This window comes from Streptomyces violaceorubidus, assembly GCF_000717995.1.
GTDB classification, from domain to species: Bacteria; Actinomycetota; Actinomycetes; order Streptomycetales; family Streptomycetaceae; genus Streptomyces; species Streptomyces violaceorubidus.
Genome location: NZ_JODM01000001.1, coordinates 682,268 through 702,431 on the forward strand (window position 1 = coordinate 682,268; position 20,164 = coordinate 702,431).

The window sequence follows — 20,164 nt, forward strand, 5'->3', positions numbered from 1 at the left end:
ATGGGAGCGGCCAGTGACATTCGGTGAGCAGCCGGCGTATCTGCGTGTCGCGGGTGATCTCCGCAAGAAGATCGCCGACGGCCTGCTGCCGCCCCACACCCGCCTCCCGTCCCAGGCGCGGATCCGCGAGGAGTACGGCGTCTCGGACACCGTCGCGCTGGAGGCGCGCAAGGTGCTGATGGCCGAGGGGCTGGTCGAGGGCCGCTCCGGCTCCGGCACCTATGTCCGCGAGCGGCCCGTCCCGCGGCGCGTCGCCCGCTCCGGATACCGGCCGGCCGGTGGCGCCACACCCTTCCGCCAGGAGCAGGCCGACACCGACGCGCACGGCACCTGGGAGTCGCGCAGCGAACAGGCCGAGGCGAGCGGGGCCGTCGCCGAGCGGCTGGGGATCAAGCCCGGTGACCGGGTGATGTGCACGCGGTACGTCTTCCGGGAGGCCGGTGAGGCCGTCATGCTCTCCACCTCCTGGGAGCCGCTGGACTTGACCGGCCGCACCCCCGTGATGCTGCCCGAGGAGGGGCCGCTCGGCGGCATGGGCGTCGTCGAGCGGATGGCCGCCATCGACGTCGTCGTCGACAACGTCACCGAGGAGGTCGGCGCCCGCCCCGGACTCGCCGAGGAGCTGCTCGCCCTCGGCGGCGTGCCGGGGCACGTGGTGCTGGTCGTCCACCGCACCTTCTACGCCTCGGGGCGGGCGGTGGAGACGGCCGACGTGGTCGTCCCGGCCGATCGTTACCGGGTGGCGTACCACCTGCCGGTCAGGTAGGCCGTCAAGCGGGTCTCCGTACACGGGAGTTCACGGGCGCCGACACGCCCGGTCGCCGAGTGGGGCGGCGTGCGACGGTGTGAGATGGCGCACGCCCGTCGTGCGCCTCCGGCGCTCCGCCCCCTCGCCCGCGCATGCGTCCGGGACCTCGGCGCCCTTCGCGACGGGGCCGCAATCCGGTCGTTCCCCCAGGTCGCCTCGCCAGCCCTGCCAGCCCCGCCAAGCCCGTGACCGGAGGCATCGGTGTGCGGAGACGGCGCGCCATGCGTCGTGCGCCCCCTGCGTTCTGGCTGGTTGCGTACCTCTTTGTGCAAAGCCGTATTCGCTCCGTGAAGGTTGGGCGTAGGCTCGGGCATATGCGGATTGCGGTTTCCTTGGCGGGCGGGGCGCGGCGGATGCCATGGGCGGCGGGCACGGGAAGTGGAGGGGCGCGATGAACGACAGCACGGTCACTCTTCCCTGGCTGGTCTTCCGGCAGGACGACAACGGCAACCGCTACCGCGTGGGCAGGTACGCGACCCGGGCGGAGGCCCAGCAGATCGCGGACACCCTCGACGGTCGCGGACACAAGCAGCTCTACTGGGTCGAGAAGCTCGGCACATCCGGGCAGGGCACGCCGGACTGACCGACCGCCGACCGATCCGCGCACCCCGGGCCTGGTCCGCCCGCGCACCCCGGGCCGGGTCCGGCCGGGCAGGCCGTAGGCTCCGGCGCATGACGGAACGGATCGTGGTGGGCGCCGCCCTGGTCGACGGCGGGCGCCTGCTCGCCGCGCGCCGCAGCGCACCCGCCGAACTGGCCGGACGGTGGGAGCTGCCCGGCGGCAAGGTCGAGGCGGGCGAGACGCCCGAGGCGGCGCTCGTGCGCGAACTGCGCGAGGAACTCGGGGTGGCGGCCGAGCCGGGTGAGCGCGTCCCGGGGCAGTGGCCCCTGAGGGCGCCCTTCGTCCTCCAGGTGTGGACCGCCCGGCTGCGCCCCGGCTCCGCCGCCCCCGAGCCCCTTGAGGACCACGACGCACTGCGCTGGCTGGCCCCCGCCCAAGTCTGGGACGTGCCCTGGCTCGACCAGGACGTACCGGCCGTCGAGCAGGTGCTCGCCCACCTGGGAATCGAGGCGGGGCCCCGGTGAGCGGTACCGGGCCCGGATAAAGGGTATGTGCCCATTAACCCCATGAAAACGGGCAGCGATGGGTCGTCGGCCTGGGAAGTGATCGGCGTGCGTGACGGCGAGGGCGACAGTGCCGAGTGGGTCTTCCCCGCGGCGCCGGACGCCGTGCGCGCCGCCCGCTCCCTGGTCCGCCGCACTCTGGGCGAGTGGCGGCTCGACAGCGTCGAGGACATCGCCGCCCTGCTGGTCAGCGAGCTGGTCACCAACGCCCTGCGGCACGCCACCGGTCCCATCGGCGTCCGCGTGGTGCGCGGCCCCGACGGCGCCTGCGGGGTCCTGCTGGTGGAGGTCTCCGACCCGCTGCCGGACCCGCCCCGTGAACGCGCCGCCCGCCCCGACGACGAGGACGGCCGCGGTCTGCAGTTGGTGGCGTCCGCCGCGCGGCGCTGGGGCACCCGTCCCGGCGAGGCGGGCAAGACCGTGTGGTTCGAACTCTCCCTGCCGCGCTAGCGCGACGGACTCGTGACGCACCGTCGCCGACACCTCGGGCAAGTGTCTGAAATGTCCCTGCATCGCCCCTCGTTCCGGCCGCCGACCGGTTCAGGCCGGTGGCAGTTGTGGAACTGCGTGATTCGATGCCGTGTCCGCTGGTTAGAAGACTGGAAGTGTTGTCACGGTCCGGACCGAGAACCATCGGGACCGTGCTGTGATCGTGAACACCGTGTCGTGCGGCGCCGTAGTGCTGGATACTGCGGGCAGCCGCCTCCGGTGACCGGTGCCGGACGCGGTGAGCTGGAGGGGACGGTTCGCGTGAGCGAGATACCAGCGAGGGCCGAGGAGCCCACGGAGTCCACGGCGTCCGAGGGCCCGTCGGCAGACGCGCCACTCGGTGACGCGGTGTGGCAGAGCAGCCCGCCCGGCTCCATCTACGACTACATCAAGGTCGCCTCCTTCTCCATCGGCCCCGACGGACTCGTCGACCAGTGGAGCCTGCGCGCGGAGCAACTGCTCGGCATCCGGGCCGAGGACGCCGTGGGCACCGATCCCATCGAGGCCTTCATCGACCCCGATCTGCGCGAGCGCGGCCAGCGCAAGATGACCGAGATCCTCGACGGGCGCGAGTGGACCGGCGTGGTCCCCTTCCGGGCCCCGGACGAGGCCGAGGGGATCGGCCGGCACGCGGGCGGCCGGAGCGGCCGGCGCGGGCTCGCCGAGGTGTACGTCATGCCGACGCGCACGGAGCACGGGGCGAAGGCCGCCGTCTGCATCGTCGTCGACGTCCGCGTCCTGCGCAGCATCGAGACCGACCTCGCCGCGTCGCAGGCCATCTTCGGCCAGTCCCCGTTCGGGTTCCTGCTGATCGACCCCGAACTGCGGGTGCGCCGCGCCAACCAGCGGTTCGCCTCCATCTTCGGCGGCACCCCCGACGACCACCGCGGCAAGGGCGTCCACGACTACCTGCCGCGCGCCGAGGCCGACCGGCTCTCCGCGACCCTGCGCCGGGTGCTGGAGACCGGCGAGTCCATCACCGACATGCACGTCACGGGCTTCGTGCCGGGCTCGCAGGAGCGCCGCCACTGGTCCGTCAACCTCTATCGCGTGCACAGCGGTTCCGGCCGGCCCATCGGCGTCGCCTGGCTCGGCACCGACATCACCGCCCGCCGCCAGGCCGCCCGCGAGGCCGCCGCCGCCCGGCGCAACCTCGCCCTCCTGAACGACGCCGGTGCCCGCATCGGCAACTCCCTCGACCTGGAGACCACCGCCCGCGAACTCCTCGACGTCGTCGTCCCCGGCTTCTGCGACCTGGCCACCGTCGACCTCTACCAGGGCCTGCTGGTCGGCGACCAGACCCCGCCCGGCCTCGCCGACGGCAGCGCGGAACTGCGCCGTGTCGCCTTCTCCAGCGCCGTCTCGGACGCGCCGTTCCAGGGCGCCGGCGAGCGGGTCAAGCTCGGCGCCGTCCACCACTTCCCGTTCAACTCGCCCTGCGCGGACGCCCTGCGCACCGCCCGGCCGCGCGTCGTCCCCGCCGAGGAGGGCGGCCTCGTGCAGTCCACGCTCGCCGTGCCGATGGTCGCCCACGACACGGTCGTCGGACTCGTCCAGTTCGCCCGCGCCAAGGGCAGCGAGCCGTTCGGCGACCGCGACCGGGACCTCGCCGTGGAACTGGCCGCGCGCGCCGCCGTCTGCATCGACAACGCCCGCCTCTACCGGCGCGAACACGAACGCGCGCTGATACTGCAGCGCTCGCTGCTCCCGCCCGGCGACCCGGAGGCCTCCGGACTCGACATCGCCTGCCGCTACCTGCCCGGCAACGCGGCCACCGGCCGGGCCAGCGAGGTCGGCGGCGACTGGTTCGACGTCATCGAACTCCCAGGGCACCGCACCGCGTTGGTCGTCGGCGACGTCATGGGCCGCGGTCTGCGCGCCGCCGTCGCCATGGGTGAACTGCGCACCGCCGTGCGCACCCTGGCCCAGCTCGACCTCGAACCGGCCGAGGTGCTCTCCCAGCTGGACGAGATCGCCCGCGGCCTCGGCGCGCCGGGAGGCGTCCAGCAGGCCACCCGGGCCGCCCGCCGCCCCCGCGAGGCCGACCTGTCCGAGGTCTACCTGGCGACCTGCGTGTACGCCGTCTACGACTCGGTGACCCGGCGCTGCACCTTCGCCAACGCGGGCCACCTGCCGCCCGTCCTGGTCGAGCCCGGCGAGAGCGCGCTGATGCTGGACGTGCCGCCGGGCCTGCCGCTCGGCGTCGGCGGGGAGCCCTTCGAGGAGGTGGAGGTCGAACTGCCCGAGGGCGCCCTGCTCGCCCTCTACACCGACGGACTGGTCGAGAGCCGCGACCATCCCCTCGACGAGGGACTCCAGGCCTTCGTGGGCGCCCTCACCGACCCCTCCCAGCCCCTGGAGGACGTCTGCGACCAGGTCCTCAACACCCTCGACAGCCACCACGGCGAGGACGACATCGCCCTGCTGATGGCCCGCGTCCAGGGCCTGCCCAGCGACTCGGTGGGCGACTGGACCCTGCCGCGCGAGCCGCGCAGCGTCGGCCGGGCCCGCGAGTACGCCCGCGCCCAGCTGCTCGCCTGGGACATGGAGCCGCTGGTCGACACCACGGAACTGCTCGTCAGCGAGCTGGTCACCAACGCGCTCCGCTACGGCGAGGGCGAGATCAGGCTCCGGCTCATGCTCGACCGCACCCTGGTCTGCGAGGTCTGGGACTCCGGCCTGGTCCAGCCGCGCCGGCGCCGCGCCCGCGACACCGACGAGGGCGGCCGCGGTCTGCAACTGGTCGGACTGCTCAGCGCGGCCTGGGGTTCACGGCGTACACCGCGCGGCAAGACGGTCTGGTTCGAACTGCCCCTGCCGGGCGCCGACACCCAGCTCACCGACCCCGCGGAGGCCCTGCTGAGCCTGTTCTGACCCGGCCGGGCGTCGTACGCGTCCGGGCCCGCCGGGTGCGGCGCACATGCCCGTACCCGGCCAGCAGCAGGGCCGCCCCGGCCGTGACCAGGGGCGGCAGCAGATCGGCGGAGATCATCGTCACGCACCCCTGACCGCAACCGGAACGCCGGTTCGAGTCGTCCCCGCTGGCACCACGCTGGGAGCGTATGCGCGGAATCCGGCCACCGCGACCGGGGCCGGACCGCAGGGAGGGGACACCGTGGAGGACACGGAGCCGAGGAGCACCGCACCGAAAGCCGCCGACGGCGAGGCCGGGCCACCGGCGCCGCCCGCACCCGACGACGAGAGCCGCACGGATGGTGCGGAGGGGAACACGAAGAAGGGGCGGCTCCGCCGCACCCGCCGCATCACCCTCGCCGTCCTCCTGGTCCTGCTCCTCCCCCTCCTCACCGCCGAGACCGCCCTGCGCGTCAACTACACGGGCGACCCGGCGGACGGCACCCACACCCGCGACCGCGACGCGATCTGGCTCGGCCACGCCTGGGTCGACGGCCGGAAGGACGACGCGGACCTCGCCGCCTTCGCCCGTCGCGTCAAGGCGACCGGCATCCGCGACCTGTACGTCCACACCGGCCCGATGGAACACGACGGCACGCTGCCCGAGTCCCTCCACCCCAAGGCCCGTTGGCTGATCGACGCGGTGCACCGGGAGCTGCCCGGCGTCCGCGTCCAGGCCTTCCTCGGCGACGTCCTCGCCACCGAGAGCCCCGACGGCATGCGCCTGGAGAAGGCCGCCACCCGCGCCGCGGTCGTCGACTCGGCCCGCCAGGTCCTGGACGTGGGCTACGACGGCGTCCACCTCGACCTGGAGCCGCTGCACTCGGGCGACCGGAACTACCTCTCCCTCCTCGACAACGTCCGCGCCGTCACCCGCGCCCGGGACGCGCAGCTCTCCGTCGCCGCCCACCAGATCGACCCGCTGCCCGGCTTCCACTCCTTCTGGGGCACGGTCGCCGGACACCCCAAGTGGTGGTCGCAGGCGTTCTTCGGCCAGGTCGCCCGCCGCGTCGACCAGATCGCCGTCATGTCGTACGACACCATGCAGCCGCTGGAGAGCCTGTACGGCGGCTATGTCGCCCAGCAGACCGCACTGGCGCTGGAGGCCACCCCGCCCACGACCCACCTCCTGATGGGCCTGCCCTTCTACCACGAGAACCGCTTCGGCCACTGGAACCACGCGGAGACCGTCGCCGCCGCCGTCCGCGGTGTCCGCCTCGGCCTGTCCCGCACGGACGCCGACCGCGAGAGGTTCGGCGTCGCCGCGTACATCGACTTCGCGGCGACGGAGGAGGACTGGGCGTCGTACCGCGACGGCTGGGTCCGCTAGGACCCGTCCCGGGAGCGGCGGCGCCCGATCTTCGACCCCAGCCAGACCAGCGGGTCGTACTTGCGGTCCACGGCGCGTTCCTTGAGGGGGATCAGCGCGTTGTCCGTGATCCGGATGCCCTCGGGGCACACCTCCGTGCAGCACTTGGTGATGTTGCAGTAGCCCAGGCCGTGCTCGTCCTGTGCGGTGCGTGACCGGTCCAGGCCGCTGTCACCGGCCGCGTCCAGCGGGTGCATGTCCAGTTCGGCGACGCGCATGAGGAAGCGCGGGCCCGCGAAGGCGGGCTTGTTCTCCTCGTGGTCCCGCACGACATGGCAGGTGTCCTGGCACAGGAAGCACTCGATGCACTTGCGGAACTCCTGCGAGCGGTCCACGTCCTCCTGCATCATCCGGTACTCGCCGGGTCCGAGGTCGGCGGGCGGGACGAAGGCCGGGACCTCGCGGGCCTTGGTGTAGTTGAACCCGACGTCCGTCACCAGGTCACGGATCACCGGGAAGGCGCGCAGCGGCGTGACCGTGATCGTCTCCTCACGGGCGAACACGGACATGCGGGTCATGCACAGCAGCCTCGGCCGCCCGTTGATCTCGGCCGAGCACGAACCGCACTTGCCCGCCTTGCAGTTCCAGCGCACCGCGAGATCGGGGGCCTGGGTGGCCTGGAGGCGGTGGATGATGTCGAGGACCACCTCGCCCTCGTTCACCTCGACGGTGAAGTCCGCCAGGTTGCCGCCCTCCGCGTCACCGCGCCACACCTTGAAGCGGGCCTCGTAGCCGCTCATTCGGACAGGCCCTCCAGTTCCTCGTCGGCGAGGTACTTCACCAGCTCCTCCTTGTCGAAGAGGGCGAGCAGGTCGGGCCGGATCGGCTCGGTGGTCTGCCGCTCCAGGGCGATCCGGCCGCGCTCGGGATCGATCGCCGCGAGGTCGCCCGCCGGGTCGGCCAGCGAGCAGACCAGGTTGGCCGGGCGCCAGCGCCGGTCCATCGAGGGATGGTCCTCGCGGGTGTGCCCGCCGCGCGACTCGGTGCGCTCCAGCGCGGCCCGTGCCACGCACTCGCCGACCAGCAGCATGTTGCGCAGGTCCAGGGCGAGGTGCCAGCCCGGGTTGAACTGCCGGTGCCCCTCCACCCCGGCCCGGCGGGCGCGTACCCGCAGCTCCGCCAGCTTCTCCAGGGCCTGCTTCATCTCCGCCTCGCGGCGGATGATCCCCACCAGGTCGTTCATGGTCTGCTGGAGTTCCTGGTGGAGCGTGTACGGGTTCTCCGGCGGCCCGGCACCGGGCACCTCGGCCTCGGCGGAGAACGGCCGCAGTGCCTCCGCGGCGGCGGCGTCGACCTGCGCGTCGTCGACCCGGGTGCGCGCGCCGCCGTCCGACCGGTCCGCCGCGTACTCGGCCGCGTACCGCCCCGCCCGGCGGCCGAACACCAGCAGGTCGGACAGCGAGTTGCCGCCCAGCCGGTTGGAACCGTGCATGCCGCCGGCCACCTCACCGGCGGCGAACAGCCCCGGCACCCCGCGCGCGGCGGCGGTGTCGGAGTCGACGGCGACGCCGCCCATGACGTAGTGGCAGGTGGGGCCGACCTCCATCGCCTCCGCGGTGATGTCGACGTCCGCCAGCTCCTTGAACTGGTGGTACATGGACGGCAGCCGGCGCCTGATCACGTCGGGGGGCATCCGGGTCGACACGTCGAGGAAGACCCCGCCGTGCGGGGAGCCCCGGCCCTCCTTCACCTCGGCGTTGATCGCGCGGGCGACCTCGTCGCGGGGGAGCAGCTCGGGCGGGCGGCGGTTGTGGTCCGGGTCGTCGTACCAGCGGTCGCCCTCCGCCTCCGACTCGGCGTACTTCTCCTTGAAGACGTCCGGGACGTAGTCGAACATGAACCGCTTGCCCTCGGAGTTCCTCAGCACCCCGCCGTCGCCGCGCACCGACTCGGTGACCAGGATGCCCTTCACCGAGGGCGGCCAGACCATGCCCGTCGGGTGGAACTGCACGAACTCCATGTTCAGCAGCGGCGCCCCGGCCAGCAGCGCCAGGGCGTGGCCGTCGCCGGTGTACTCCCACGAGTTCGACGTCACCTTGAACGACTTGCCGATGCCACCGGTGGCGATCACCACCGAGGGCGCCTGAAGGACGAAGAAGCGGCCGCTCTCGCGCTCGTAGCCGAAGACGCCCGAGACTGCGCGGCCCTCCTTGAGCACACGGGTGACCGTGCACTCCTGGAAGACCTTCAGCCGCGACTCGTGGTCGCCGGTCTCACGGAAGTCCTCCTGCTGGAGCGAGACGATCTTCTGCTGGAGGGTGCGGATCAGCTCCAGGCCCGTGCGGTCGCCGACGTGGGCCAGGCGCGGGTACTCGTGGCCGCCGAAGTTGCGCTGAGAGATCCGGCCGTCCTTCGTGCGGTCGAACAGCGCGCCCCAGGTCTCCAGTTCCCACACCCGCTGCGGGGCCTCCTGGGCGTGCAGCTCGGCCATCCGCCACTGGTTGAGGAACTTGCCGCCGCGCATGGTGTCGCGGAAGTGGACCTGCCAGTTGTCCCCGGAGTTGACGTTGCCCATGGAGGCGGCGATGCCGCCCTCGGCCATCACGGTGTGCGCCTTGCCGAACAGCGACTTGCAGATCACGGCCGTACGGGCGCCCCGCTCGCGGGCCTCGATCGCGGCGCGCAGCCCGGCGCCGCCCGCGCCCACCACGACGACGTCCCATTCCTGCCGGTCGACCACGGACATCTGAAGGCCTCACTCGTCGGAAATCGTCAGAAGAAGCGGGGATCGTCGAAGGCACCGGAGGCGACCAGGTAGACGTAGAAGTCGGCGAGCGCCACGCTCACCAGCGACGCCCAGGCGAGCTGCATGTGCCGGGCGTTGAGCCGGCCGACCAGCTGCCACATCCGGTAGCGCACGGGATGCCGCGAGAAGTGCCTGAGCTTGCCGCCGACGATGTGCCGGCAGGAGTGGCAGGAGAGGGTGTACGCCCAGATCAGCGCGATGTTGGCGAGGAACACCAGGGTGCCGAGCCCCATGTGGCCCCACCCGTAGTGCTCGTCGCGGAAGGCGAGCACGGTGTCGTAGGTGAGGATGCCCGCGACCAGCAGCGCCGCGAAGAAGAAGTACCGGTGGACGTTCTGCAGGATCAGCGGGAAGCGGGTCTCGCCCGTGTACTTCCGGTGCGGCTCGGCCACCGCGCAGGCCGGCGGGGACGCCCAGAAGCCCCGGTAGTAGGCCTTGCGGTAGTAGTAGCAGGTCAGGCGGAAGCCGAGCGGGAAGATCAGGATGATGATCGCGGGGGAGATGCCCCACCAGGTGCCGAAGAGTTCCCAGTTGGGTCCCGAGCGCATCGGCTCGCAGTTCTCCGCCAGACAGGGGGAGTAGAAGGGCGAGACGTACGGGGCCGCGTAGTAGTCGGCGTTCGCGAAGGCCCGCCAGGTCGAGTAGGCGATGAACGCCAGCAGGCCCGCGGCGGTGGCGGCCGGTGCCAGCCACCAGCGGTCGGTGCGCAGGTGCGGGGCGCGGATGGCGGCGCGCGTCGGGGCGTGGACGCCACCGCCGGAGGGACGGTCTTCGGTGGCGGGAGGTTCGGTACCAGTTGCCACGGGGCGACTCCGGTCGGTCGGGTCGGGATCAGGGAGCGCGGCGGTCGCGGGCGCCGAGGCCCTCGTCGTCCGAGTCCGTCCACAGCGAGCCGTCGTACGGCGTGTCGGGGATCGGGACGAGGTCCGGGCGCCGCGGGGCGTTTGGCGCGGCAGCTGCCGCCCGCAGCAGCGCGAGGCTCTCGCGCAGGTGATCGGTGTCGGTGCGGACCCGGCGGACCTCCAGACCACCGCTGCCCAACTGCTGTTCCAGCCGGGTCACCGTCCGGGACAGCTCGTCGAGGCTGCGCTGCACCGCTGACAGATCGTCGTGCACGGACAAGAGGTGACCTCACTTCCGTCGGACACGGCAGGGGCCGCCGCGCGGGGAGCGACACTCGTGCGCCTGAGAGTGTCGCGCGTCACACCAGTCGCTGGGAAGGGATGTGCAGCGATTGGCCGGGGCGCGTCGGTGCACCGCGGGTGGCGTTGCGCCGCACGGGTGGCGTTACGCACCGTCGTCGCCGTGTCTCCCCGCGTGGCCGAACCGTTTCCCCTTCAGTGGCCGCATCCCCGTCCGGATACAAATGATCAACTTGAATACCGCACATCACGCTTACAGCGCATATGGCGCTCCCAGCGGCCACCATGCCCGCGGCCTACCGGAGGTAGCAGAGATGTCCCACGTCGGCGTCGGACCGCGCGCGGTCACGCGTTCGGTCGCCTTCCTCACCGCGGGCGTCCTCGCCGTCCCCGCGCTGGCCGGCTGCACCTCCGAGGAATCGTCGAGCAAGCCGCTCGCCGAACAGGACGTCGCCGCCGCGTCCCGCGCCAGGATCTCCGACGGCGGCACCCTGCGCTGGGCCGCGGACTCCGTGCCGGACACGCTGAACGCCTTCCAGTCGGACGCCGACGCCACCACGACCCGCATCGCCCAGGCCGTACTGCCCTCGATGTACCGGATCGACGAGACCGGCAGCCCGGTGCGCAACCCCGACTACCTGGAGTCGGCCGAGGTCGTCGACACCGAGCCCAAGCAGGTCGTCGTCTACAAGCTGAACCAGCAGGCCGTCTGGAGCGACGGCCGGGAGATCGGCGCCGCGGACTTCGCCGCCCAGTGGCGCGCCCTGTCCGGCAAGGACAGCGCCTACTGGACCGCCCGCAACGCCGGCTACGACCGCATCGAGAAGATCGAGCGCGGCGCGAACGACCTGGAGGTCAAGGTCACCTTCAGCCGGCCCTACGCCGACTGGCAGGCCCTGTTCACGCCCCTGTACCCGAAGGACGTCACGGGCACCCCCGACGCCTTCAACGACGGTGCGCGGCGGACACTCAAGGTCAGCGCCGGCCCCTTCGCGGTCAAGAAGGTCGACACCAAGGGCGACCGGGTCGTCCTCACCGGAAACCCCCGCTGGTGGGGCGAGCCGGCGAAGCTGGACCAGATCGTGCTGCGGGCCGTCCCCCGCGACGAGCGGGTCTCCGAGCTGGTCGCCGGCAAGCTCGACCTGGCCGAGATCGACCCGGAGACCGCCGACGAGGTCGGTCTGGCCGCAGCGCCCCGGGACCCCGCCACCGGCACCCCGCTCATGGGCCCCGGGGGCACCCCCGCCCCCGGCCCGCAGGGCAGGTCCGCCGCACAGGCGCTGCGCTCCTGGGCCATCGCCAACGGCTCCGACGAGGAGGCCGCCGAGGAGGAGGTCCTCGCCCGCGAGGAGCGGCAGGAGACGCAGGCGAAGGCCCGGCGCCGTCAGCGGGCCCTGAGCGGCTTCGAGGTCCGCAAGTCCCTGGAGCCCGCCTACACCCAGCTCGCCCTCAACGGCTCCGACGGCCCCCTCGCCGACGAGCGCGTCCGCAGGGCCGTGGCCCGTGCCCTGGACCGCGGGAAGCTGGCCAAGGCGGTGCTCAAGCCGCTCGGCCTGCCCACCGAGCCCGTGGGCAGCCACCTCGCGCTGTCCGGCCAGCCCGCCTACGCCGACGGCAGCGGCGCGCTCGGCGAGCAGAACGCCAAGGAGGCCCGCGCCCTGCTCGCGGACGCCGGATGGGTCTCCGGCGGCCCGGTGAAGAAGAAGGACGGCGAGGAGGCGGCCGGCGCCGAGAAGGCCGACAAGGACAAGGCGGACAAGGCAGACAAGGAAGACGCGGCCGAGAAGGCCGAGAAGGACGCAGCGGAGCAGGACGAGCAGCAGTCCGGGGGCGACGACGACGGCACGTACATCGTCGGCGAGGACGGCAAGAACGACGGCGGTGACGACGCCAAGGACGGCGCCGACCAGGAGAGCGGCGAGAAGCACAGCAGCGGCAAGAACACCGCGCAGGGCGGCGCCCCCGGCGCCTACGCCCCCAAGGGCACCGCGGCCCCGGCCGGCTCGGCGGCGGCCCCGCTCGCCAAGGACGGCAAGGCGCTCACCCTGCGCTTCGTGCTCCCCTCGGGCCCCGGCTCCGAGACCCTGCGCACCGTGGCCGACCGCATCACGGACATGCTGAAGGAGATCGGCATCGGCACCGAGGTCACCAAGGTCCCGGACGAGAGCTACTTCAAGGACCACATCGCCGCCGGCGAGTACGACCTGGCGCTCTACTCCTGGCCCGCCTCCGCCTTCCCGGCCACCGACGCCCGCCCCATCTACGCCAAGCCCGTCCCGGCCGCCGACGGTTCCCTGAACGTCGCGCAGAACTACACCCGGGTCGGCACCGACCAGGTCGACCAGCTCTTCGACCGGGCCATGGCCACCCTGGACCAGAAGGAGGCCCGGGACCTGCTGCGCAAGGCCGACTCGCGGATCTGGGCGGCGGCGGGCTCCGTTCCCCTCTACCAGCGCCCCCAGCTGGTGGCGGCCCGCAAGAACCTCGCCAACGCGGGAGCCTTCGGCTTCGAGACCCCCGGCTACGAGGACATCGGCTTCCTCAAGAAGGGCGCCCAGGGCTCCCGGCCCTCCGCCTCGTCCTCGGCCTCACCCTCGTCCTGAAACCCTCCCGGCAAGCCGCAGCCCCCGGGGCCCCGTACCATTGGGTGAGGCCGTGGCATGTACCGCCCGGCAGGCCCGCGTGACACGGACGTCCGCGAGGGCCGTCCTCACACGCTCCGGGAGTACGCCTCACATGACCGCGTCTACAACGCGTCACGACATCCGCAACGTTGCCATCGTTGCCCACGTCGACCACGGCAAGACCACGATCGTCGACGGAATGCTCAAGCAGGCCGGTGCCTTCGCCGCGCACCAGCTCGAAGGCGTCGACGACCGCATGATGGACTCGAACGACCTGGAGCGTGAGAAGGGCATCACGATCCTCGCCAAGAATACGGCGGTGAAGTACCACCCCAAGGATGGCGGCGACGTCATCACCATCAACATCATCGACACCCCCGGCCACGCCGACTTCGGCGGGGAGGTCGAGCGCGGTCTGTCGATGGTGGACGGTGTCGTGCTGCTCGTGGACGCCTCGGAGGGTCCGCTGCCGCAGACCCGCTTCGTGCTGCGCAAGGCACTCGCCCAGCGGCTGCCGATCATCCTGTGCATCAACAAGACGGACCGCCCCGACGCCCGGATCGACGAGGTCGTCAACGAGACGTACGACCTCTTCCTCGACCTGGACGCCGATGAGGAGCAGATCGAGTTCCCGATCGTCTACGCCTGCGGGCGGGACGGCGTCGCCTCCCTCACCAAGCCCGAGGACGGCACGGTCCCGACCGACTCCACCAGCCTGGAGCCGTTCTTCTCGACGATCCTGGACTACATCCCGGCGCCGACCTACGACGCCGACGCCCCGCTCCAGGCGCACGTGACCAACCTGGACGCCGACAACTTCCTCGGCCGCATCGCGCTGCTGCGCGTGCACCAGGGCGAGCTGAAGAAGGGGCAGACCGTCGCCTGGATGAAGCGCGACGGCTCCGTGCAGAACGTGCGGATCTCCGAGCTGATGATGACCGAGGCGCTCACCCGCAAGCCCGCCGAGAAGGCCGGCCCCGGTGACATCTGCGCCGTCGCGGGCATCCCCGAGATCATGATCGGCGAGACCCTCGCCGACGTCGAGAACCCGGTCCCGCTGCCGCTCATCACGGTCGACGAGCCCGCGATCTCCATGACCATCGGCACCAACACCTCCCCGCTGGTCGGCCGCGGCGCCACCGGCAAGGGCGCGGACAACAAGGCGGTCGTCAAGGACCGCAAGGTCACCGCCCGCCAGGTCAAGGACCGTCTGGACCGCGAGCTGATCGGCAACGTCTCGCTCCGCGTCCTGGACACCGAGCGCCCCGACGCCTGGGAGGTGCAGGGCCGCGGTGAGCTGGCGCTGGCCATCCTGGTCGAGCAGATGCGCCGCGAGGGCTTCGAGCTGACGATCGGCAAGCCGCAGGTCGTCACCAAGGAGGTCGAGGGCAAGACGTACGAGCCCGTCGAGCGCATGACGATCGACGTGCCCGAGGAGCACATGGGCGCCGTCACGCAGCTCATGGGCGTGCGCAAGGGCCGGATGGACAACATGTCCAACCACGGCTCCGGCTGGGTCCGCATGGAGTTCGTGGTCCCCTCCCGCGGTCTGATCGGATTCCGGACGGAGTTCCTCACCCAGACCCGCGGCACCGGCATCGCCCACTCCATCCACGAGGGCCACGAGCCCTGGTTCGGCGCCCTGACGACCCGCAACAACGGCTCGCTGGTCGCCGACCGCTCCGGTGCCGTCACCGCGTTCGCGATGACCAACCTCCAGGAGCGCGGCGTGCTGTTCACCGACCCGGGCACCGAGGTGTACGAGGGCATGATCGTCGGCGAGAACTCCCGCGCCGACGACATGGACGTCAACATCACCAAGGAGAAGAAGCTCACCAACATGCGGTCGTCCTCGGCCGACTCCTTCGAGGCGATCGTCCCGCCGCGCAAGCTCTCCCTGGAGCAGTCCCTGGAGTTCTGCCGCGACGACGAGTGCGTCGAGGTGACCCCGGAGGCCGTCCGGATCCGCAAGGTGAACCTGGACGCCCGCGAGCGCGCCCGGGCCGCCAGCCGCGCCAAGCACGGCTGACCCCACCGCACGACGCACGGCACCGGACGCCACGGCTCACGTGGTGGCCCGGTGCCGTTTGGCGTAGGGAAAACCCTCGATTTCCCGGTGGGGCGGCACGGGGAGGGCGGGCCCGCACTAACCTGCGCGGGAGCACTTCGCCCGGAGTACCGACGGGCGGCCCCGTCCGGAGGACCGGCGGCCGGCGTCGGCACACATGCCGGGCGCGGGACACACCTGCGGCTCAGCTTGCACCCACCGCGCGTTACGCGCAATCAATTTTCGTCGCGCGGACGTCCGTTATACGGACAGTCACCACCGTTAGATGTGTAACAAGTCCGTTTCGCAGCGATCTCGTACCAAACCCTTTGTCCGGATTTTGGAAGATCTAGCCTCTATCTGTGATCGAACCGAGACCTCGAACCAGTGGTTCGTTCCCCGGAGGATGGCAGATAGTTAGGCGCGTAGAGCTCGGACAGACGGGTCACGCGCTGACGGGGCGCAGGCTCGCGAGCGTGAGGGTACGCAGCGATCTCATCATCGGCCGATGGCCGGAATGTGTCGGGTGTTCCTCTTTGCGGTGAACCAGCGGATTCATGAGGAGGAACCCATGCGAGGTGCCACAAGCGCCATATGGGTCGCGTCGTCCCCGATGGCAGGTGTAGGCCCCGCGGGTGCGTTCAGTGCCGTCACGGTGGATGCGGCAGCGGCCCGGCGTCGCGAACTTCCTTGACGTCGTGTGCCGCCGGTCGGTAGTCCCGACCGCGAACCAGGGTTCTCCGGGGGCGTTGTCGCCCCTCCGTCGTTGTTCCCCTCGCGCGCCGCGCAAGACAGACGCCGTGCGAAGGCCGTCGGACCGCTGTGCGCTCCCGACGACCTCCAACCTGTGAAATGGACGAATCATGACGAGTCCAATCGAGATTGAGGGTGCTGAAGCCTCTTCCGTCTTGGACAAAGAGAGCGCGCCGCAGGGTGACGCCCCGAAGCCCAAGGAGCCGGAGGGGCGCAAGCCCGGCCAGTTGATGTGGGCGCGCTTCAAGCGCGACCGGGCCGGTGTGATCTCTGCCTGCGTCGTCCTGTTCTTCTTCGTGATCGCCGCGGCGGCGCCGCTGATCTCGAAGGTCTACGGCAAGGACCCGTACACGCTGTACGGGCAGGACAATCCCGACCTCCTGGACATGTTCACCATGCCCGCCGCGCCCTTCGGCGGCATCGACGGCAACTTCTGGTTCGGCATCGAGCCGGGCCTGGGCCGCGACGTGTTCACCCAGCTGCTGTACGGCATGCGCAATTCGATGGCCACCGCGCTGGCGGCGACCATCATCATGACCGTGCTGGGTGTCCTGATCGGTCTGGCCGGCGGCTACTTCGGCGGCAAGGTCGACTACTGGCTCGGCCGGATCACCGACTTCTTCATGGCCCTGCCCAGCCAGCTGTTCTTCGTCGCCGCGATGCCCGTCATCACCACCGTGTTCGTTGCCCCGGACAAGGAGACGCCCACCTACGTGCGCGCCGCCGCGATCATCATCGTGCTGTCCTTCCTGGGCTGGATGAGCATGGCCCGCATCGTCCGGGGCGCCACGATGTCCCTGCGCGACCGGGAGTTCATCGAGGCCGCCCGGATCTCCGGGGCCTCGCCCTGGCGCATCCTCCGCAAGGAACTGCTGCCCAACATCGTGACTCCGACGCTGGTACAGGCGACGCTGACGCTGCCGAGCACCATCCTCAGCATCGCGTTCCTGTCCTTCGTGGGCGTGGGGTACGTCGAGCCCACGCCGGACTGGGGACGGATGTTCGCCATCGGCGCGGACATCATCGAGCAGGACCCCTACTACATGCTCTTCCCCGGAGTCGCCATGGTGATCTTCATCGTGGCCTTCAACCTCCTCGGTGACTCGGTCCGGGACGCCTTCGACCCCAAGGGAAACCGCTGAGGCCAAGGGGAACCCCCCCCACACCCTCGCCCGGCCGGTTCGGTGCCGCTCAGCCCGGCCCCGGCCACGTACCAGCAGTGCTCACTACTCACAGGCAGGTGGATTCGTCCCTATGAGCATTCTCCGTAACCGCACCGCGACGGCCGCGATAGTCGCAGTCGCCGCCGGCGCTCTGACCCTCACCGCCTGCGGTGGTGGCGACAGCAACGGCTCTGCCAAGGACAACAGCAAGAAGAAGGAAGACGCCAAGTCGCAGTCGAAGCCGGTCCAGATCGGCGACGCGCAGGCGTCCACCGGCCCGGCCGCCGAGGTTCCGGGCGCCAAGCCGGGCGGTGTCGCGACCGTTTACCAGGAGGCGGACTTCTCCCACCTGGACCCGGGCCAGATCTACGTCTCCGACGGCAAGCTGCTCAGCCGCCTCATCTTCCGCGGTCTGACCCAGTACGACGAGGACGAGAACGGCAACCTGACCGTCGTGGGCGACCTCGCCACGGACGCGGGCAAGCAGACCGACGGCGGCAAGACCTGGACGTACACCCTCAAGGACAACTTGAAGGACGCGAACGGGAACCCGATCAACTCGGCGGACATCCGCCACACGGTCGAGCGCCTGTACGCCAACTACATCACCGACGGCCCGACCTACCTCCAGCAGTGGCTGTCCGGTGACGGCACCACCTACCGCGACGCCTACGCGGGTCCGGACAAGGGCAAGCACCTGCCCGACAACGTCCTGGAGACGCCGGACGACAAGACGATTGTCTTCCACTTCAAGACGGCTCGCCCCGACCTCCCGCAGATGCTGACCATGCCCGGTTACAGCGTCGTCCCGGAGGAGACGGACACCAAGGAGAAGTACGACTCCGCCCCCGTCGCCGCCGGTCCGTACAAGATCGCCGACTTCAAGCCGGGCAAGTCCATGAAGCTGGTCAAGAACACCCAGTGGGACCCCAAGTCCGACTCGGTGCGCCACCAGTACGTCGACGGCTTCAACATCGAGATGAACCACGATGACGAGGACCAGACGAAGACCCTCCTCGCCGACCAGGGTGCCGCCAAGAACGCCATGATGTTCACCGGCCAGGTCGCCACGACACAGCTGCAGAAGGTTGTCGGCGACAAGGACGCGATGAAGAACCGCACGATCCAGGGCTACGCCCCCTACGTGTGGCAGCTCAACTTCAACCTGGACCGCGTCAAGGACAAGAAGCTCCGTGACGCGATCACCCTGGCCCTGCCCTCCGACGCGGTCTTCAAGGCCGACGGCGGTGCCTACGGCGGTGAGGTCGCCAACTCGCTGATGTCGCCCACCACCCCGGGCTACGACGACACGTTCGACCCGTTCAACCGGGCCAAGAAGCCGAACGGCGACATCGCTGCCGCCAAGAAGCTGATCAAGGAAGGCGGCTTCGAGGGCAAGAGCCTCGTCTACGCCTACGGCAACACGCCGACCCGTCAGAAGCAGGCCGTCCTGATCGCCGACGCCCTGGAGAAGATCGGTCTGGACATCCAGAAGAAGGAGATCGACTCCGCCACCTGGTACGAGCAGGTCGGCAAGGTCAAGAACGGCTACGACCTGTACATGACCGGCTGGGGCCAGGACTGGCCGTCCGCGTCCACGGTCATCCCGCCGGTGTACGACGGCAAGCAGATCCAGGACGGCGCGTCGAACTACTCGCACATCAACGACGAGCACGTCAACTCGGAGATCAAGCGCATCCAGCAGATCACCGACACGGCAGAGGCCACCAAGGCGTGGGCCGAGCTGAACGAGTACATCTCCAAGGAGGTCAACCCGGCCGCCCCGATCTACTACACGAAGGTCTTCCAGATCTTCGGGTCGAACATCGGCGGCATCCGCTACAGCTCGGACTCGAGCTACGTGGACGTGACGCGGGTCTTCCTCAAGAAGTAGTCCGCACGGTCGGGAAACCGGTGGGGGCGCGCGGCGGAGCGCCCCCACCGGCCCCGGTTCCCTCAGACCTCCCCATCCGACTGCCGCAGTCCTGAGAGCAGCTGTCTGCCATGCTTCAATTCCTCATTCGCCGGTCCTTCGGCGCGGTGCTGATCCTGGTGTTGATCAGTGCCTTCACCTTCTTCATGTTCTTCGCGATCCCGCAGGACCCGGCCCTGCTGGCCTGTGGCAAGAACTGCACTCCGGACGCGCTGGAGATCATCCACAAGAACCTGGGCCTCGACCAGCCGGTCACGGTCCAGTACTGGCACTTCCTGGCCGGCATCTTCACCGGACGCGACTTCGCCGTCGGCCACTGCGACGCCCCCTGCTTCGGCGTCTCCTTCGCCAACAACCAGAACGTCTGGGACACGATCCTCGACCGCTTCCCGCTGACCCTCTCGCTCACCGCGGGCAGCCTGGTGGTCTTCCTGGTGGTCGGTCTCGGTGCCGGCATGGTGGCGGCGAAGAAGCGCGGCACCTGGCTGGACAAGGTGTTCAGCTCCGGTTCGCTCGTCGTCAGCTCGCTGCAGATCTACTTCCTCGGTCCGCTCGTGCTGCTCCTCTTCGTCTACAGCACCGGCTGGCTGGAGAAGCCGAAGTACGTGCCGATCTCCGAGGACGCCGCAGGCTGGTTCGCGGGCCTGTTGATCCCCTGGGTCGTCATGGCCACTATCTTCACCGCCAACTACACGCGTATGAGCCGGTCGTCGATGATCGAGCAACTTCAGGAAGAACACGTGAAGGCGGCCCGGGCCAAGGGCATGTCGGGCAACTACACCTTCTTCCGCTACGCCTGGCGCGGTTCCCTCGTGCCCATCGTCACCATCCTCGGCATCGACCTGTCCTCGCTGCTCGGCGGCGGCATGGTGACCGAGCTGACGTTCGGGCTGGCCGGGATCGGCCGGCTCGCGCTGCAGTCCGTCATCGACAAGGACCTGCCGATGCTGATGGGCGTGATGCTCATCAGCGCCGCGCTCATCATCGTCTTCAACCTGATCGTGGACGCCCTGTACGCCGTCATCGACCCGCGCGTGCGCCTGTCCTAGGAG

15 protein-coding genes are annotated in these 20,164 nt (G+C 70.4%); 11 read left to right on the plus strand and 4 right to left on the minus strand.

Annotated features, from left to right (window positions below; translation table 11 throughout):
- The first annotated feature begins 13 nt into the window (after positions 1–13).
- From IE94_RS0103190 to IE94_RS0103215, 6 genes are all read left to right on the plus strand, one after another.
- Positions 14–766: a GntR family transcriptional regulator gene (locus IE94_RS0103190; RefSeq protein ID WP_030145814.1), complete on the plus strand. Its 753-nt coding sequence runs from the start codon at positions 14–16 to the stop codon at positions 764–766.
- Positions 767–1,199: 433 nt separating this feature from the next.
- Positions 1,200–1,391 carry an SPOR domain-containing protein gene (locus IE94_RS0103195; protein WP_030145815.1) on the plus strand — a complete coding sequence of 64 codons (192 nt, stop codon included), beginning with the start codon at positions 1,200–1,202 and terminating at the stop codon, positions 1,389–1,391.
- 89 nt (positions 1,392–1,480) lie between these two features.
- Complete coding sequence (locus tag IE94_RS0103200) at positions 1,481–1,894, plus strand: (deoxy)nucleoside triphosphate pyrophosphohydrolase (RefSeq protein ID WP_030145816.1); 414 nt, start codon at positions 1,481–1,483, stop codon at positions 1,892–1,894.
- A 42-nt stretch (positions 1,895–1,936) separates the two neighbouring features.
- The gene (locus tag IE94_RS0103205) at positions 1,937–2,383 is read left to right on the plus strand and encodes an ATP-binding protein (protein WP_051777208.1); all 447 of its coding nucleotides are present in this window, start codon (positions 1,937–1,939) and stop codon (positions 2,381–2,383) included.
- Positions 2,384–2,683: 300 nt separating this feature from the next.
- Entirely contained in the window at positions 2,684–5,296 is a 2,613-nt protein-coding gene (locus IE94_RS0103210) for a SpoIIE family protein phosphatase (protein ID WP_030145818.1), read from the plus strand.
- 241 nt (positions 5,297–5,537) lie between these two features.
- Entirely contained in the window at positions 5,538–6,665 is a 1,128-nt protein-coding gene (locus tag IE94_RS0103215) for a glycoside hydrolase family 18 protein (protein ID WP_245235160.1), read from the plus strand.
- On the opposite strand, the gene IE94_RS0103220 is transcribed toward IE94_RS0103215, so the two are convergent.
- The 4 genes from IE94_RS0103220 to IE94_RS0103235 are packed head-to-tail and all read right to left on the minus strand — an operon-like array spanning position 6,662 to position 10,572.
- Positions 6,662–7,444 (minus strand): succinate dehydrogenase/fumarate reductase iron-sulfur subunit, encoded by a 783-nt coding sequence (locus IE94_RS0103220; RefSeq protein ID WP_030145820.1) that lies wholly within the window; start codon positions 7,442–7,444, stop codon positions 6,662–6,664. The two genes, IE94_RS0103215 and IE94_RS0103220, sit on opposite strands and share 4 nt — an antisense overlap.
- Complete coding sequence (locus IE94_RS0103225) at positions 7,441–9,390, minus strand: fumarate reductase/succinate dehydrogenase flavoprotein subunit (RefSeq protein WP_030145821.1); 1,950 nt, start codon at positions 9,388–9,390, stop codon at positions 7,441–7,443. The genes IE94_RS0103220 and IE94_RS0103225 overlap by 4 nt, the downstream gene beginning before the upstream one ends.
- A 26-nt stretch (positions 9,391–9,416) precedes the next feature.
- Positions 9,417–10,253 carry a hypothetical protein gene (locus tag IE94_RS0103230; protein ID WP_030145822.1) on the minus strand — a complete coding sequence of 279 codons (837 nt, stop codon included), beginning with the start codon at positions 10,251–10,253 and terminating at the stop codon, positions 9,417–9,419.
- A gap of 28 nt (positions 10,254–10,281) precedes the next feature.
- Entirely contained in the window at positions 10,282–10,572 is a 291-nt protein-coding gene (locus IE94_RS0103235; protein ID WP_030145823.1) for a hypothetical protein, read from the minus strand.
- Positions 10,573–10,906: 334 nt separating this feature from the next.
- Between IE94_RS0103235 and IE94_RS0103240 the strand changes: the two genes are divergently transcribed.
- The 5 genes from IE94_RS0103240 (at position 10,907) to IE94_RS0103260 (ending at position 20,161) form a co-directional block, all read left to right on the plus strand.
- Complete coding sequence (locus IE94_RS0103240; RefSeq protein ID WP_030145824.1) at positions 10,907–13,195, plus strand: ABC transporter family substrate-binding protein; 2,289 nt, start codon at positions 10,907–10,909, stop codon at positions 13,193–13,195.
- A 133-nt stretch (positions 13,196–13,328) separates the two neighbouring features.
- The gene (gene typA, locus IE94_RS0103245) at positions 13,329–15,245 is read left to right on the plus strand and encodes a translational GTPase TypA (protein ID WP_030145825.1); all 1,917 of its coding nucleotides are present in this window, start codon (positions 13,329–13,331) and stop codon (positions 15,243–15,245) included.
- A gap of 881 nt (positions 15,246–16,126) precedes the next feature.
- On the plus strand, positions 16,127–17,158 hold the full coding sequence (locus tag IE94_RS0103250) for an ABC transporter permease (RefSeq protein ID WP_030145826.1): 1,032 nt from the start codon (positions 16,127–16,129) through the stop codon (positions 17,156–17,158).
- 112 nt (positions 17,159–17,270) lie between these two features.
- Positions 17,271–19,073, plus strand: a complete 1,803-nt coding sequence (locus IE94_RS0103255) for an ABC transporter substrate-binding protein (protein WP_030145827.1) — start codon at positions 17,271–17,273, stop codon at positions 19,071–19,073.
- Between the two features lie 110 nt (positions 19,074–19,183).
- Positions 19,184–20,161 carry an ABC transporter permease gene (locus IE94_RS0103260; protein ID WP_030145828.1) on the plus strand — a complete coding sequence of 326 codons (978 nt, stop codon included), beginning with the start codon at positions 19,184–19,186 and terminating at the stop codon, positions 20,159–20,161.
- Positions 20,162–20,164: the final 3 nt, after the last annotated feature.